The 16,310-nt window shown below is 51.8% G+C and carries 16 protein-coding genes; 5 read left to right on the top strand and 11 right to left on the bottom strand.

What is annotated here, in order from left to right:
• Nucleotides 1-72 precede the first annotated feature (72 nt).
• Nucleotides 73-1,269, top strand: coding sequence for a putative glycoside hydrolase (locus tag AC0YN0_RS11485; protein ID WP_475821392.1), 1,197 nt, complete (start codon nucleotides 73-75; stop codon nucleotides 1,267-1,269).
• Nucleotides 1,270-1,345: 76 nt separating this feature from the next.
• Here AC0YN0_RS11485 and pfkA read toward each other — a convergent pair whose 3' ends face one another.
• The 3 genes from pfkA to AC0YN0_RS11470 are packed head-to-tail and all read right to left on the bottom strand — an operon-like array spanning nucleotide 1,346 to nucleotide 3,785.
• The gene (gene pfkA / locus AC0YN0_RS11480) at nucleotides 1,346-2,314 is read right to left on the bottom strand and encodes a 6-phosphofructokinase (protein WP_337101514.1); all 969 of its coding nucleotides are present in this window, start codon (nucleotides 2,312-2,314) and stop codon (nucleotides 1,346-1,348) included.
• Nucleotides 2,315-2,359: 45 nt separating this feature from the next.
• The gene (locus AC0YN0_RS11475; RefSeq protein ID WP_475821391.1) at nucleotides 2,360-3,466 is read right to left on the bottom strand and encodes a tetraprenyl-beta-curcumene synthase family protein; all 1,107 of its coding nucleotides are present in this window, start codon (nucleotides 3,464-3,466) and stop codon (nucleotides 2,360-2,362) included.
• Nucleotide 3,467: 1 nt separating this feature from the next.
• A complete protein-coding gene (locus AC0YN0_RS11470; protein ID WP_475821390.1) occupies nucleotides 3,468-3,785 on the bottom strand; it encodes a hypothetical protein in 318 nt (105 codons plus the stop codon).
• 138 nt (nucleotides 3,786-3,923) lie between these two features.
• Here AC0YN0_RS11470 and AC0YN0_RS11465 point away from each other — a divergent pair, with 138 nt between their 5' ends.
• Nucleotides 3,924-5,117, top strand: coding sequence for an MFS transporter (locus AC0YN0_RS11465; protein ID WP_475821389.1), 1,194 nt, complete (start codon nucleotides 3,924-3,926; stop codon nucleotides 5,115-5,117).
• A 120-nt stretch (nucleotides 5,118-5,237) separates the two neighbouring features.
• Here the strand turns inward: AC0YN0_RS11465 and AC0YN0_RS11460 are convergent, their stop codons facing one another.
• Both AC0YN0_RS11460 and AC0YN0_RS11455 read right to left on the bottom strand, forming a co-directional pair.
• On the bottom strand, nucleotides 5,238-5,435 hold the full coding sequence (locus AC0YN0_RS11460; RefSeq protein WP_307202019.1) for a cold-shock protein: 198 nt from the start codon (nucleotides 5,433-5,435) through the stop codon (nucleotides 5,238-5,240).
• A gap of 78 nt (nucleotides 5,436-5,513) precedes the next feature.
• Entirely contained in the window at nucleotides 5,514-6,215 is a 702-nt protein-coding gene (locus AC0YN0_RS11455) for a class I SAM-dependent methyltransferase (protein WP_475821388.1), read from the bottom strand.
• A gap of 171 nt (nucleotides 6,216-6,386) precedes the next feature.
• Here AC0YN0_RS11455 and AC0YN0_RS11450 point away from each other — a divergent pair, with 171 nt between their 5' ends.
• The 3 genes from AC0YN0_RS11450 (at nucleotide 6,387) to pepF (ending at nucleotide 8,948) form a co-directional block, all read left to right on the top strand.
• Nucleotides 6,387-6,620 (top strand): hypothetical protein, encoded by a 234-nt coding sequence (locus AC0YN0_RS11450; protein WP_307202023.1) that lies wholly within the window; start codon nucleotides 6,387-6,389, stop codon nucleotides 6,618-6,620.
• A 148-nt stretch (nucleotides 6,621-6,768) separates the two neighbouring features.
• On the top strand, nucleotides 6,769-6,951 hold the full coding sequence (locus AC0YN0_RS11445) for a hypothetical protein (protein WP_442050537.1): 183 nt from the start codon (nucleotides 6,769-6,771) through the stop codon (nucleotides 6,949-6,951).
• A gap of 206 nt (nucleotides 6,952-7,157) precedes the next feature.
• The gene (gene pepF / locus AC0YN0_RS11440; RefSeq protein WP_475821387.1) at nucleotides 7,158-8,948 is read left to right on the top strand and encodes an oligoendopeptidase F; all 1,791 of its coding nucleotides are present in this window, start codon (nucleotides 7,158-7,160) and stop codon (nucleotides 8,946-8,948) included.
• Nucleotides 8,949-9,665: 717 nt separating this feature from the next.
• On the opposite strand, the gene AC0YN0_RS11435 is transcribed toward pepF, so the two are convergent.
• From AC0YN0_RS11435 to hemE, 6 genes are all read right to left on the bottom strand, one after another.
• Entirely contained in the window at nucleotides 9,666-10,523 is an 858-nt protein-coding gene (locus AC0YN0_RS11435) for a DUF92 domain-containing protein (RefSeq protein ID WP_475821386.1), read from the bottom strand.
• On the bottom strand, nucleotides 10,517-11,284 hold the full coding sequence (locus AC0YN0_RS11430; RefSeq protein ID WP_475821385.1) for a glycerophosphodiester phosphodiesterase: 768 nt from the start codon (nucleotides 11,282-11,284) through the stop codon (nucleotides 10,517-10,519). Before AC0YN0_RS11430 ends, AC0YN0_RS11435 begins: the two co-directional genes overlap by 7 nt.
• 29 nt (nucleotides 11,285-11,313) lie before the next feature.
• On the bottom strand, nucleotides 11,314-12,582 hold the full coding sequence (locus tag AC0YN0_RS11425; RefSeq protein ID WP_475821384.1) for a CapA family protein: 1,269 nt from the start codon (nucleotides 12,580-12,582) through the stop codon (nucleotides 11,314-11,316).
• A 93-nt stretch (nucleotides 12,583-12,675) separates the two neighbouring features.
• A complete protein-coding gene (gene hemG / locus AC0YN0_RS11420) occupies nucleotides 12,676-14,139 on the bottom strand; it encodes a protoporphyrinogen oxidase (protein WP_475821383.1) in 1,464 nt (487 codons plus the stop codon).
• A 5-nt stretch (nucleotides 14,140-14,144) separates the two neighbouring features.
• The gene (gene hemH, locus AC0YN0_RS11415) at nucleotides 14,145-15,092 is read right to left on the bottom strand and encodes a ferrochelatase (RefSeq protein ID WP_475821382.1); all 948 of its coding nucleotides are present in this window, start codon (nucleotides 15,090-15,092) and stop codon (nucleotides 14,145-14,147) included.
• Nucleotides 15,085-16,155, bottom strand: a complete 1,071-nt coding sequence (gene hemE / locus AC0YN0_RS11410; RefSeq protein WP_475821381.1) for a uroporphyrinogen decarboxylase — start codon at nucleotides 16,153-16,155, stop codon at nucleotides 15,085-15,087. The genes hemH and hemE overlap by 8 nt, the downstream gene beginning before the upstream one ends.
• Between the last annotated feature and the right edge of the window lie 155 nt (nucleotides 16,156-16,310).

Below are 16,310 nucleotides of genomic sequence, written 5' to 3'. Positions count from 1 at the left end.
AATAAATGATGACCCAGCCGCGGAATCTGCTTTATAATTTGGGTACAGAAGAGCTAACGGGGAGAGAACATAGTGGATATTATTCTATCAACTTTACTGCTGCTGTACAATTTGCTAACCGGCTCCGGCGAAGAAAGCATGGCGGCTAAGCAGCTCGCCGCCGCATACATAAACGCTGCCGCAGGTCAGACGATTATACAACCCGACTCTCCCGGCCTAAGCGGGCTTCCCGGCGGAACAGGCGGCATCGCAGCCGTGAAGCAAGATCCGCAGCCTGAGGCGCCGGCCATTAAGGGCATTTACGTAACCGCGCACAGCGCAGGCGGAGCACGAATGGAGTCGCTGCTTAAGCTTGTCGACAGCACCGAGCTTAACAGCATGGTCATCGACATTAAGGACGATAACGGCTATATTACCTATCCGACAACAACCCCCGAGCTGCTCGAGGTCGGAACCCCTCAGCGGTTCATCGGCAACATTGGAAATTTAATGTCAAGCCTGAAGAAACATGAAATTTATCCGATTGCCCGGATCGTTGTGTTCAAGGATACGGTGCTCGCCCGCAAGAAGCCAGAGCTGTCATTCCTCCACCAGGACGGAACGATATGGAAAAATAATAAAGGCGAGAGCTTCGTGAATCCTTACCGCAAGGAAGTATGGGACTATAACGTTACGGTTGCCAAGGAAGCCGCCCGGCTCGGCTTCAAGGAAATACAATTCGATTATGTGCGTTTCCCTGAAGGCTTCGATAAGAAGGCGGATTCACTCACCTTTACGAAGTCGGAGCTTAGCCGCGTTGACGCCGTCGCCGGCTTCGTCAAATACGCAAGAGAACAGCTCGAGCCGCTCGGCGTTCGCGTATCGGTCGATATCTTCGGGTATGCGGCCTCCGTATCGGCAGCGGAAGGAATCGGACAAGACTTCGTGAAAATATCGAATGACGTGCATGTCATCTCGCCGATGATCTACCCAAGCCATTACAGTACAGGCTGGTTCAAGCAGAAGTATCCCGATCTAAGCCCTTACGCCGTCATCAAGGGCGCTATGGAGGATACGCATAAGAAACTTGAAGGCACGGAGGAACTGAAACCGATCATTCGGCCATGGATTCAAGACTTCACTGCTAGTTGGCTCGGCAAAGGCCAATTCATGAAATACGGCAAAGCAGAGGTCGAAGCGCAAATAAAAGCACTGCACGACTCGAACGTTAACGAGTACCTTTTGTGGAATGCTGGCAATAAGTATTCGCCGAACGTCGATTACAAATGAACCAAACCCAAAAAAGGCTGCACTCTTCATCCGCCGGATGTTGAGTGCAGCCTTTTATGCTGTATGAACGAAGCTCTTATTGCGATAGACGAAGCGCCAGCTCGTACATGTCCATGTTGAAAGGCTTCTTGGAATTGACGACAGTATCGATGTCTGTCGTCACAAGCTCGCCGCGAACAACGCCGCATGCTTTGCCAGATATGCCAGCCATTAGCTGGCTAACGGCAAAGTCGCCTAAGCGGCTTGCAAGAATACGATCGACAGCGGTTGGCGTGCCGCCGCGCTGAATATGTCCAAGTACCGTAACACGGGGCTCGATGCCGCAACAATCGGTAATTTTCTGCGACACGTCCTCCCCTTTGCCAGCGCCTTCCGCAACAACGATAATACTGTGGCGTTTGCCTTTGGCAAAGTTTGTTTTCATACGATCTGCAACTTCGTTCAGATCGAACGGAACTTCAGGAACAAGAATCGTCTCCGCACCGCTAGCAAGACCAGCGTGCAAAGCAATATCGCCGCAATGGCGTCCCATAACCTCGACAATCGAAGAACGCTCGTGCGAAGACATCGTATCGCGGATTTTGTTAATCGCATCGACAACGATGCTTACAGCCGTATCGAAACCAATCGTCATATCCGTGAACGGAATGTCATTATCGATCGTTCCCGGCAAGCCCATCGTCTTAATGCCGAGCTTGCTCAGCTTGTTCGCGCCTTGGTATGAGCCGTCTCCGCCGATAACGACAAGACCGTCAATACCTCTTGCCCGAAGCACTTCCGCGCCGCGTTGCTGTCCTTCCGCTGTCATGAACTCCTTGCAGCGAGCCGTTTGCAGAATCGTGCCGCCGCGTTGAATAATATCGCCTACGCTGCGTAAATCCATTTGGCGCAAATCGTCGTTAAGCAACCCTTGGTAACCCCGTTGTACACCGTATACGTCTAGCCCATGGAACAACGCGCTCCGTACGACAGCACGGACAGCCGCGTTCATTCCTTGAGAATCTCCTCCACTTGTCAGTACAGCGATTGATTTGACTGCAGACATGTTTCATTCCTCCACTTTCACTGTGTAATTGTATTGGTTATAATATCAAGCTTGTTTTTTCCTAATCCAAATGCTGTTGACAAGGAAAAACAGGCGTGTAAGCGGACTGTTCTTCATTAGCCTGCGCGAGATGTCTCTCACCGGCGGCTGATGCCGCACCTTCGGATCCGATAAGTACAGCGCAAGCAGCCCTTCAATAATCAGGCGATGAAAGCGCGAAGCGGGCAGCCCCTTCACATCCTCACGCGCTCTAGCAACAATCATGCTTAACCGATCAACGAGCAGACTATCATTATCATAATAGTTGCAAAAGTTTAGATCGCCGCCCTCTTGATCCTCTTCCTGATCGATCAGGTAATCAAGCAAAATATGCAGAGCACAAACATGCGGGAAATAGCCACTCTTAATCGCGGCAGCATCGACTGCGGACAACTTGTCCTCCGTCGCCGCCAAGAACAGCATGAACATCCCAAGCGTGGAGCCTGTAGCAGCGGCAAACTCATTCCACTTCAGGTCCGGGCAGCTGCTCATCTGCTTCTCCCACCAACTTAGCAGCATCGGCTCACGTTCATCCTTACGAATATGCTTATACACTTGCAAGTCGCTATAAAGCGCAACAAGCTCGGTAACATAAGGCTCGACGCTTGAATAGGAAGGCAAGCTTGAAGCCATTCGTTGGCAGGTTAGCACCAGATGATGCAGATAACCGCCGTCGTTGTTTTCTTTGCGATACTTGTAATAATCTTGAAGCGGAGCAGCGGGATTAACCGCATCCAGCATCGATTGATGAAGCTGACGGAAGTCATCAGGATCAAGCGATGTGCTTCGGTCGCATAGATTGTCCAAATAATCGCTAATCGTCTGGAGTGATACAATTAGCGGAATCAAAATATGTCGATGCTCCAGACTTACGATTGCATATACGGCGCCGCCTTGGCAATGAAACTTTTTGCTATCCATACTGCTTAGAGCCTGACTCCTAAGCTCCTCGTCGGGGATAGCCTCTGCGCGCGCGCGAAGCAGCTTCAGCTCCTTCTCAACGCCTGGCAGCACATATTTGTATACGCGATGCATGAGCTTTATCGGGCTCTGGGGCACGCGTCCGCTTGAAAGAGTCGTTACACGCAAGATGGGATCCTCCTCGAACTCCATTTCATGAATGCCAACGAGATTCCATCTCTTGATTTATTCGGTACCATATATGCAATTCGTTAATCCGGCTTGCATATTCGGCAATTTCATAGTTCAATTCGCAGCATCTATCAAAATCATGCTCCTCGAACAGCTCTGCCTGCTTCCCGTTAATCAATCGTTCGAATTCGATGACGCGATCCGGAATCGTTCCCCTTATCGACTCCCATTGCTCAATGATTTTCATTTGCTCGGATACTTCGTATTGCTCCCAATCCCTCTCAAGGATGGGAAGGCTAATTCGAAGCCGTTCGTTCCAATCAAATCGATACTCCCCCATTGTAAACCTCCACATCTAAATGTACCATTTCGATACACAATAATCCAGCTTCAAAAATCAAATTGGTCGGTTTCCAGAGCCATGCTATAATTAATGACGATTAAGCAATCGTATAGAGATGGAGTGAGACTTACACCAATGGAAACATCCGGAACTTCCGAGGCTGATAGACCGGCAACCTCAGCCACAGCCCGCAAAGAAACTTTTGCGCTGCGAACGTATACGTTTTTCTCCTATTCGACAGCCGCGATGATCGTGTCCTTCATACCGCTGTATTTTTTGGAGCGCGGTTACTCGGAACAGCAGATCGGCATTATTTATGCGATCGGCCCGCTTATGTCGATCTTCGCCAACATTTTATTCGGCATGGCGAGCGACAAGCTGAGGACGATTAAGAAGCTGCTCATACTGCTCCTGTTCGGCCAGCTCGTCATGATATCGATCCTGCTTCCAGTTGAACATTTTGCGGTCGTCTGCCTCGTTATGATGGGCTTTTATTTTTTTCAGACGCCAATTAACCCGCTGACAGACAGCCTGATCCTGTTATCCAGTCAATATACCGGCAAACCTTATGCGCTTATTCGTATATTCGGTTCACTTGGTTTTGCAGCAACTGCCTATTCACTAGGACTCATATTGAAGCATATCGGGTCAAACTGGACGATGCCCCTCGCATTGTTGACGATTGCGATTACGCTTTGTCTTGTTTTTGGACTGAAGGACTACCAGGCGACTTCTCGAAAAATGGATTTTTCCGGTTTCTTCAAGCTGCTGCGGCAGCGGAATATCGTTATCTTCTTTCTGCTCGTCTTGGCGATCTCGATTCCTCACCGAATGAATGAGGGCTTCTTGGCCGTAACGATGAGGCACTTAGGGGCAAGCGACTCCTTAGTTGGCCTGTCATGGCTTATGTCCTCGCTAAGCGAAATTCCGGTTCTGTTCCTGCTCGGCAAATATGGTCATAAGTTCAAGGAGCTTCCGCTGCTTATGATTGCTTCGATTATGTATGCGGTCCGCTTATGGTTCGTAAGCGATATTCAAGATCCCAGATGGGCGCTTGCAGCTCAAGCGATGCACAGCATCACGTTCGGCATTTATTTCTCGACGGCGCTTCGTTACATTTCTAGAATTATCCCCGACGAATTCCGCGCATCAGGTCAAGCGGTTTATGCCGTCGTATGGACAGGACTTGCCGGCGCAATAAGCGGCTTCTTCGGAGGATTCATCTACGAGCAGTTTGGCAGGGAAAGCTTCTTCCGAATGGGCTCCATCATTGCGATGGTCGCGGCGGTTGGCTTCTTTGCGAAATATTATTATAGCGATGAGCGGTAGCGGGGTTACTGCCATAATAAGAAGAAGCGGCTGAGCGAGGGAAAACTCCCCGTTCAGCCGCTTCTTTGTTATACCTTACAGATGTAACACGGTCATACCCTATTATAAGAAGCGTCGATCTTATAATTTAATGACGTTGGCCGCTTGAGCCCCGCGGTTACCCTCAGTAATGTCAAACTCGACCGCTTGACCTTCTTCAAGCGCTTTGAACCCTTCGCTTTGAATGGCGGAGTAATGTACGAATACATCTTCTCCATTGTCGACTTGGATAAAGCCGTAACCCTTCTCTGCATTAAACCATTTCACTGTACCTTTCAATTGAACAACCTCCTAAAGATGACCGCCGTTATTAACGGCGAGTAGAATCATTATAGCGGTAACTTTAGGCGATTGCAATTAATGTGAAATTCGTATAAAATCGCTTTTTTTAGGTATAAAAGGAAGCTTGGAGGGCAATAATTGTACGTTGCCTCCGTTCGCCCGGGTAAAGGTCAATAGCTCGTCTAATTGGGCGAATGGCTCCCAGTTCAGCGCTTGCAACGGATAGATGCGAATCTGGCCGCCTTTCTTCGTAACACGCATTAACTCGGCAATCGCCTGCTTATGGAACTCAAGGCCGAATTGCTCCGCATATAAAAACAAGAAATGGCTGCACAGCACAAGCGAAAATGTTCCATCCGCGAAAGGCAGATTCGGAAGTTTGCCTGACACGTAGGAGGATTGTCCACTCGGGTCATTCACATCCGCTTCGAACTTCAATAATGATGCCTCTCGTCCGGCACGATGCTGATCGATCGAGCCGTAATAGCTCCAATCGAATATATCAGCGAGTTTGGCAAGCTTTGCAGTAGAAGTGCCAATCTCTTCTCTGGCCTCTTCGACCCATCTCGTCACGTCGTTCCCATATCGCGGATCAACCGCGCATGCCTCATAACCTCTTGCTTTAGCCTCTGCCGTGAAAGAGGAACCCCCTGCCGCAACATCCAGTACAGGACCGCCTGCAAGGTCACTCTCATTCAGATCGAACATTCGGATATATTCCTCATATCCTCTGCAGGTCATAGCGACCCCAATCTGCTCATACTTTACTTGACTCATCTTGACACTCTCCTCGTCTCGTCTCATCTAATCTCTTCACAACTGAACTCATCTGCATGCCGGTCGGCTCATCGCTGACATCGTATTATTGCTCAACGATGTTGCTTTATAGCTTGTGATTTGGCATGATGTTAACTATACCATAATTAACTATTCGAAGGTGGAAAATTTATGTTTAAAAAGCACGAAATTTACAAAACAGACAAATACAATATGCTGACCGTCGAGGTTCAAGGCAAAACATTGATCGTCAGAGAGATTTCCGACCAATGGGGCGAGGACTGCCATACATTCGTCAGCCGCCCCGAAATGCTGCATTGGGCAGAGAACCGCTTCCGTCCATCGGACTTCGTCGGCAAAGAAGACGAGCTCGCGGCTATTATGGCTGCATTCAAAGAAGTGTAAGTACAACGATTGAACAGAGCAGGAAAAAATGTCCTATGCGGCGAACATAACGTTACAAGCGTCCGCATAGGTAACGATAGAGCACAAGCAAGCTACGATTTGCGCATCATGATGCTTGTCGCTTGACTAGAGGAGGAGCAGCTTCGAGATGGATCCGACAGCTACTATTATTTTCATCATCGCTTCCTTTGTCCTTGGGGGCCTTGTTGTCTTGAAGAAGGATACATTGTCGCCCGGTTTGCGCCGCGGCATGGCCATCTTCTCGATCATTTTCATCGCATTCGCTTTTTTCCTTATTGTGTATGCGTTCTTTACAATGGGCTCTGCTTAATCTAAGCGGTTGTTACATATTCACGGGGTCGCCCGGGCATGTTAATGGAAAACTGTGCCTGAGGTGATTAACGGGTGAAATGGCTCCCATTGCTTGTAGCTTTAAGCTTAATACCCGGCAACGGAGCAGCTCACGCATATGCGAGCACGAAGCCAAACTCCGAAGCCAAGCCGCAATCTACTTTTTCGATACCAAGGAGGAGTTCGATGAATCACGTACCGAAACGTTCCGAATCCGCGCCAGAAACAACATGGAAGCTGGAGGATCTCTTCGCGAATCAAGCAGCATGGGATAGCGAGTTCGCGGAAGCGAAGAGTTTGATCAAGAAAGCAGCCGCTTTCGAAGGCAAGCTTGGCGACCCTGCTCAGCTCAAAGCTTGCTTCGAGCTAGAGGATGAATTGTCGCTGCATGTTGAACGCCTGTACGTATACGCGAATATGAAGCATCACGAGGATACGGCAGAGCCTGTGTACCAAGCTCTCTCCGACAAATCGAAGAAGCTTAGCGTCGAAACCGGCGAAGCGCTGTCCTACATTACACCTGAGGTGCTTGGCTTATCCGATAATGATCTTGAAGCGATGATTGGCAACGAGTCGCTTGCGAAGTTCCGTCATACGCTGGAAGAAATGCGCCGTCAGAAAGCGCATGTGCTATCGAAGAACGAGGAAGCGCTGCTAGCTCAAGTGGGCAACGTCAGCTCCGCACCCGGCACGATCTTCGGCATGCTGAACAATGCGGACTTAAAATTCCCTAAAGTGAAAAACGAGGACGGCGAAGAAGTCGAGCTGACGCATGGCCGTTACATACAGTTTCTCGAAAGTAAAAATCAAGACGTCAGGCGTGATGCGTTCAAGGCGATGTACGATACGTACGGCAAGCTGAAAAACACGCTCGCATCTACTTTGGGCGCTAACGTAACCAAAAATATTTTTTATGCCAAAGCGCGTAAATACGATTCTGCACTCGATATGTCTCTCTATGGCGACAACATCCCGCAGTCCGTCTATACGAATCTCATTGATACGATCCATAAGCATCTCCCGCTGATGCACCGCTATATGGACCTTCGCAAAAAGCTGTTAGGCCTTGAAGAGCTTCATATGTACGATCTGTTTGCTCCGCTCGTAGAGGAGTTCAAGATGGACATTACGTATGAAGAAGCGAAGAAAACGATCAAAGAAAGCTTGAAACCTCTGGGCGAGGATTACTTGAACGTGCTGCAAGACGGCTTCGATAACGGCTGGATCGACGTGTACGAGAACGAAGGCAAGCGCAGCGGCGCTTATAGCTGGGGAGCTTTCGGCACGCATCCTTACGTACTGTTGAACCATAACGACAACCTGAACAGCATGTTCACGCTCACCCATGAGATGGGCCATGCGCTTCATTCCTATTACTCTGACAACAATCAGAACTACCGGGATGCGCAATATACGATCTTCCTTGCAGAAGTGGCATCCACGCTGAACGAAGCGCTGCTGATGGACTATATGCTGAAGAAATCGACCGATCCGAAGGAAAAAATGTACCTGCTTACGTACTATGCGGATCAATTCCGTACGACGGTGTTCCGCCAGACGATGTTCGCCGAGTTCGAGAAAATCGTTCACGAGCGCGTCGAGCAGGGCGAATCGCTGACCCCGCAGGAGCTGAACAAAATCTATTACGACCTGAACGTCCACTATTACGGACCGGGAATGGTCATTGACAAAGATATCGAGATGGAATGGGCGCGAATTCCGCATTTCTACAACAGCTTCTATGTGTATAAATACGCGACGGGCTTCTCCGCAGCGACGAGCTTCTCGAAGCAAATTCTCGAAGAAGGCGCACCTGCCGTCGATCGTTACCTCGGCTTCCTGAAGAGCGGGGGCAGCGACTTCTCGATCAACATCTTGAAGAAGGCCGGCGTAGACATGTCGTCGCCAGAGCCGATCGAGCAAGCGATGAGCGTGTTCGAAGAGCTGATCGGACAAATGGAGCAGTTGACGAAGTAGTTTAATTTGGAAGGCTGAAGATGAATAGGGAAGATCCGCTAACCGTGACGGTTATGGATCTTCCCTTTTTTGCGTAACGATTATGCCTTGCGTAATCGTAGGATGAATATAGACTAATAACGGCATATGGGGAAACGGAATTGGGGAGTTTACCTATTTCTAGACCGCTGAGGAGCCCTGCATCAGCCTTCCCATTCCGCACACACCAATCTATGAGCCTAGCCTCATCCCCAATGAGGCCAGACTCACCGAATTGCCGCAGCACGACCACCCAACCAGCGAATAGTGAGGCAAACCTCATCCCTCGTGAAGCTGCGTTCACGGCAAGTGAGGTTTACCTCACTCCTCTGGCAAGGAGCTCCGATAAGGCGGCAGATAGTGAGATTCGGCTCACTATATAATGAGCTCCTTCACACACCAGCTTGCTGACGTAGGTAGCAGCTACGTTCAACAATAGCAAAGTTACTCTGGCACCATACCCGTCACGCACCGCCACCGAAGAGCCATGCACCAGCCTTCCCATCCCGCACACACCAATCTATGAGCCTAGCCTCATCCCCAATGAGGCCAGACTCTCCGAATTGCCGCAGCACGACCACTCAACCAGCGAACTTAAAGCGGCAAATACTAACCATGTAGAGCCGACATGTTTACACAAAAAAAGCAGCCTCAACGGACAACATATCCGTTGAGGCTGCTTTGAGCTAGGCGCACCGGCTAGAGAAGCGCCGCGCCTAGCATGAAGCCGAGCAAGCCGGCGAACAAGGACGACAGGAGGTTCACCCTGTCGTTGTTCAGCCAGGCGAAGCCGCGCACGAGCTCGGCCGCGCCGCCGCAATGCGCGGCGCGTTCGGTTACGCTGCCGCAGGTCCGGCAGCGGTACATGGCCTGGCCGGTGGCGCCGAGCAGCGAGTCGGCGAAGGCCCCTGCCAGGCCTGCGGCGGTCGCGGCGGCGATGTATGCCGCCGCGGCGCCAAGGCCCGCAGCAGCATGCGCAGGCTGCTGCGTGGCCGCCAGCAGCAGCGCGGCAACGGCGCCGATGAACACGGCGCCTGCGAGCGCTGCTGCGCTGCCGAGCGGCGTGACTCCGCCGCTCGTGCCAGCCGCTACGCGCTTGCCGCTCACGACCATGCGCGGCGCGCTGCGGCTGAGGGCGCCGATTTCCGTCGCCCACGTATCCGCGTTCACGGCGGCCATGACGCCGACGTACGCGAACAGCCAGCCCTCATGCGGCCATATGTAATGGGCCGCGCACAGCAACAGCCCCGCTCCGCCGTTCGCCCACACTTGTCCGGCGTCGCGCCTGCCGGTCTTCTCGTACTTCGCTTCCGCCTCCGCTTTCGCCCGATGCTTGCGCTTATACTTCGACAGCGCCGAAGACGATATGAAGAAAGCAATCAGCACGCCGAACCATATGGGCTCGCCAAGCGTCACGAAGCCTGTCCCCATCACGAGCGCCGACCATGCCCCTGAGAGGGATAATGATCGCGCCTTATATGCCGCGGCAGCAGCAAGGCTGCTGCATAGGAAACCAACGAGCAGCCTTAACCACCATTCATCCACCAGCCCTACCATTGCAGCCACTGCGAAACGCTGGACAATCTCGTTTTGCGATGCAACGCCTCGCGCCACCTTTCCGGATAATTCGTGCATATCATCAGATTCGGATCTAGCTCGGTCAGCTTGCGGATCGTCCGCTCATCATTCGCCGTCCATGCCATCGTCTGAATACCTGATTCATTCAATAGCGCCATGCGCTCCTTATTAAGCCGCGAGTAGCCGATGGATAAGAAATCAGCGCCAAGCTCCTCCAGCTCCTTCGGAAGCGAATTCCGCCATGCGTCTAGAATAAGTCCCGTCCTAACCTCGCCGCTAAGCTTTCGCGCATTGTACAACGTACCTTCATGGAACGAAGTCAGTACAACCTCTTTTGCCGCGTCGAAAGCATAGATACGCTCGAGCACCTTCTCCTCCAGCATCGGATACCGAATACCGTCCGTCTTAAGCTCGATATTCAGCTTGCAATGTCCGATGGATTCACGAAGCACGTCATCGAGCGTCGGAATCGGTTCTCCTTGATATTTTTGCGAGAACCAATGACCGGCATCCAGCTGCGCCAGCTCCGCTGCCGTCCAATCCTTCACATCGCCTTTGCCGTTCGTCGTACGTCTTAGCTTATAATCGTGGATAACGACCGGCACATAATCCTTCGAAAGCTGTACATCGATTTCAATCCATTCAATGTCCGGCTCGGCGATTGCCAAACGAATCGCAGCCATCGTATTTTCCGGCGCGCGGCCCGACCAGCCTCGATGCGCTACGCACGGATTTCTCATTATTCACTCATCCTTTCGGACTGCCAGCTCTATTGCGCTTCCAGTCTTCCGTCTTCCCGCAGGGCAACTCCGAGAGAAATCAACGTTATTCGATCCAGAAGCGTCTTCGCTTCGTCCCCTTCTAACGGAATCGGCTGCGAATTCACCGAAACCATCGGATGGAAAGTCAGATCACAATCGCCGTTCTTCGAGCATACCGCGTCCAGCACGCCGGTATCCTTCTCTTCACCCTTCGGGTTCAAGCCAAAAATAAAGTTCCCTAAACTGTATGCAATCCATTTGCCGTTATACATTTCGAATCCTTGCAGCACATGCGGATGGCTGCCAATAACCAGATCCGCGCCTGCATCGATATATTGCCTTGCGAACTGCTTCTGATAATCTTCCAGAACCGTCGTCCGCTCTGTTCCCCAATGTACCATGACGACTACAATGTCGGCCATATCCTTCGCTTTGGCAATCGCTTCTACCGCCCGTCTCGTATCATACGTTTCCGCTACACCGGGCGTATTTTTGTCCGCCTTCCACGACACTTCAGGGACGACGCGGCTAAGTCCGACATATGCAACCTTTACACCGCGCACCTCATGAATACTTGGGGCAAAAGCCTCCGTATCGTTGTTGCCCGCCCCCATATGCGCAATGCCCGCTTTGTCCAAATAGTCCATCGTATCGAGCAAACCTTCTACCCCGTGATCCATCGTGTGGTTGTTCGCCAGGTTAACGACATCGAACCCCGCGTCCCGGAATGCAGGCAGCGAATCAGGCGGTCCTTTATACACATACTGTTTATTTTCTGCAGGAGCTTCGCGTAACGTGACTGGATATTCGAAATTTGCCGCCGTTACATCCGGCTCGCTTAGGTACAGCAACGATTCCCGATATGGAAAATCGTAACCGTTCTTCTTCATGACGCCTTCCACATAAGGGGCTAACAACACATCGCCTACAAAAGAAAGACTGATCTTTTCTCCTTCTTCGCCATCCGCGCTGCCCGAATCTACGGCCACCGTATTGCCCTCGTTGTTATTTGGGGCTGTTTCTTCCTCGGTAGAAGTCTCAGCTCCATTAGAATCATCGGGCTGCTTCTGTTCGATCGGCTGATTGTCCCCGCTGTCCTCGCGCCTATTGGAACTGCCCGCTTCCTTATCCGCATTCATATTCAAACCAATTAACCAGACGGCAATCACTGCAGCAATAATGGTCAGCAATGTCACATTAAGGATCATAAGCCGCCTCATTCTTCTCTTGCGCATTCTCTTCTCATGCTGACGCGTCTCAGACCGGGATACGTTCATATGAAAATAAGCTCCTTCGTTGATATAATTGGAAGTTTGTCTATCAAGACTTTTCCATTATATCAATGATAGGAGCTTCATGGTCAACAAATATTACGACTCTGCTAGAATGGCTTTCGCCGCTTCCTTCCCTTGCCGTATGCAGTCGGGAAGACCGACGCCGTCGAAGGCCGCGCCTGTAATCCATACGCCTGGAAGCTCTTCCGCCAGCCTTGCGCGCAGCCTCTTCACATTGTCGAGATGTCCGACCGGATATTGCGGCATAGAGCGATACAATCTTGTAATCTCTGTAAAAAGAGGCTCTGCCGTTATGCCCATCGTCGTCTTGATGTCGCTGCGAACTGCAGCAATCAGCTCGGCGTCCGGCAGCTTCGGCTTCTCCTCGTCGCCCGCTCGTCCGACATAGCAGCGAAGCAGCACTTTATCGTCGGGACTCGTATGAAGCCACTTGCTCGATGTCCATGTGCATGCCGTAATGCTAAGTCCTTCCGAACGCGGAACTAAGAAGCCGGAGCCATCGAATTCGAGTCCGAATGTCGCCTTATCGAAAGCCATCACCACATTCGCTACCGATACGTAATGAATCGCTCGAAGCTCGCTCACGTTGGTTAGCGGCTCGAGCAGATCGGCCGCGTTGTACGCAGGCGCGGTCATCACGATGCGGTCCGCAGGCAGTTGCTCGCCATTTTCCAATACAACGGTATAGCGGGCTTGTCCGATCTCCCGTTCTCGTTCTGTTTCTTTCGCAGCTGACCGCTGTTCGTCGCGAATTTCTGCCACCTTCACGCCAAGCCTGCGCTCCGCGCTGCTTAACGCCTTATCCAGCGCATTTACGACAGTCGTCAATCCGCCCTTGAACGTTAGGAAGGTTCCGCCCTTCGCCACCGCGGGAAGAGCAGCCGATCCCGCTTTGCGGTTATGCTGCATGCCGCGGATCAGGCTGCCGTGCTTCTGCTCCGATGCCGCGAACTGCGGGAAAGTCGCTTGAATGCTAAGCTTTCTAAGATCTCCCGCATAGATGCCGGCCAGCAGCGGCTCGGCGATCTGCGTCATGATTTGCGGCCCGACACGGCGCTCCAGGAATCCGCCAAGCGACTCGTCACCCTTCACCTTGCGCGCAGGCAGCGCAAAATCCATTAAAGCGCGAAGCTTGCCTCCCCAAGATACAAGCCCCGTTTTAAGAAACGGCTTCATTTCCGTCGGCACGCCAAGCACGAGTCCGGCCGGCATGGGATGCAGCTTTTTCTGATGCAAAATATAAGTTTTCTTCGCCCCTGGGTTCGTCGTCGTTAATTCATCCGTCAACCCAAGCTCCGTTGCCAAATCGATAATGGCCAGCTTTCGCGCAAGGAACGAATCCGGCCCTTTCTCAATGACGAAGCCGTCACGCTGCAGCGTATTGATTTTACCGCCTAGCACAGGAGCTCCATCAACAATCGTCAGATGGATTTCCTTGCCTAGCCGCTCCGCTTCCCGCTGCAAATAAAAAGCGGAGCTCAGTCCGCTGATCCCTCCGCCAATGACGACAATTCGATCAGGTTCTCCGATTCTCCGCATCTCATTCATTCCTCTCTCTCGCTTGCCAGTGCTTGTATGACCGATTCTGCCAATGTCTCCATATATAACGGATCGCGATTTAGCATCGCAATTCGATCAAGTGCCATATCCAGCTCTTTGGCCGCTGCCTTCGCCTCAATATCGAGGTCATAAAGCACCTCTAGATGGTCGGACACGAAGCCTACCGGTGCGACAAGCACCGCCTTTACGCCTTCTTCCCTGAGCACAGGTAGCGTCTCGAGAATGTCCGGACCAAGCCAAGGATCTCTCGTCCGGCCAGCGCTTTGCCAGGTGAACTGCCAATCCGTAACGCCGGCCGCTTCGGCAACCGCCGCTGAAGTCTCCAGCAGTTGCTGCTCGTAGGGATCGCCAAGCTCGCGAATCTTCTCCGGCAAGCTGTGCGCGCTGAACAATACTTTTACTGCTTCGCCGTCCGTCTGTTCCGCTAGGCGTCGCAAGCCGTCCTGCACGCGTTCCGTAAGGGCCTTCAACAGCTTCGGATGCATATGGTATTGCTCCACAACAGCCAGTTTAATTCCGAGCTCATCCGCCTTTTCTTGAGCGCGCTTCATATAGCTGCCTACGCTCATCGTTGAGAAATGCGGCGCGAGCACGATGCCGACTGCCTGCTTGATTCCGTCTGCAGCCATCTGCTCTACGCCATCCTCGATATAAGGCTTCGCATGCTTGAGACCCTGGTAGCAAGCGTACTTGCCAGGAGCAAGCTGCTCCAGCTTATCCTGCAAGCCTGCCACTTGCCCATTCGTATTCTCGCGAAGCGGGAATACCCCGCCTACGATCGCTTCGTAACGACCCTTCAGCTCGGCAAGCAGCTCCGGTGTCGGAGCATGTCCGCGGCGAATATGCGTATAGTACGTTTCGACGTCATCTAAGGATTCCGGCGTTCCGTAAGACATGACAAGTACGCCGATCTTTTGATTATGATCAGACATGGCTAGTCTCCTTCCCCTTGCGTTCACGAATCGCTTTGGTCGAATAGGCATGCACGAACGCCGTCAATTCAGCCAGCTTCTCCAGCGACGCTTCCGGGAACAAACCGTGTCCAAGGTTGAAAATGAATCCGTCCTGCTCGATCCCTTGATCGATAATTTCCTTCGCATACGATTCAATGACGCCGATTGGCGCCGTTAGCACCGTCGGATCAAGATTGCCTTGCACCGCTGCGCCGTTATTCAAGCGACGGCGTCCTTCTGGGATCGACACGCGCCAATCCAGTCCGAACACATCTGCTTTCACGCCGCCAAGCTCTGGCAATAGTTCGCCTGAGCTGACGCCAGGAAAATAAATTTTCGGCTGCGGCAAATCGCTAAGCTCGTCGAATATACGTTCAATCGTCGGCAACACATACGTGCGGAAGTCCGCTGGAGCAAGCGCTCCAACCCAGCTGTCGAACAGCTGGAACGCTTTGCCGCCTGCCGCCATATGGGCACGCAAATAAGCGATGACCATATCGCCAAGCTTACGCATTAGCTCATGCCACACTTTCGGCTGGCTGTACATCATTTCTTTCGTGCGCAAATAGTTTTTCGAAGGTCTTCCTTCTATTAAGTAACTAGCAATCGTGAACGGCGCGCCTGCAAACGTAATTAGCGGCACATCCAGCTCGCGGTTCAATATCCGAATCGTCTCCAGCACATGGCCGAGATCGCCTTCCACGTCAATCGGTTTCAGCCGTTCTACGTCCGCCGCCGTCTTGATCGGGTTCGCAATGACCGGCCCGATGCCGCCGACAATATCAAAGTCAATCCCTATCGAAGCGACAGGATTCATAATGTCCGAATACAGAATCGCTGCGTCGACGCCGAGCTTTTTCACCGGCATCATCGTCACTTCCGCAGCAAGCTCCGGCTGTTTGCATATTTCAAGCAGTGAATATTTCTCTTTTATTTTGCGATAATCCGGATCGTAGCGACCTGCCTGCCTCATGTACCATACCGGCACGCGGTCTACTTCTTGCTTCATGCACGCCCGAATGAAACGGTCGTTATAAGACATTCCCGTTCCCCATTTCTATGTAGTGTCATCTGTATCCATTATGCCCTTTTTCCTCTACCCTAACAACCGCTCTCAAATGCGTTCCTATGACAATAGTATGACAATCGATGTCACTTTGCATGAAGAAGGTATGAAAGTTTGCCCTTACCTCCCAT

It is taken from the genome of Paenibacillus sp. J22P218, assembly GCF_056269195.1.
This window is presented reverse-complemented; position numbering and strand designations above follow the sequence as displayed.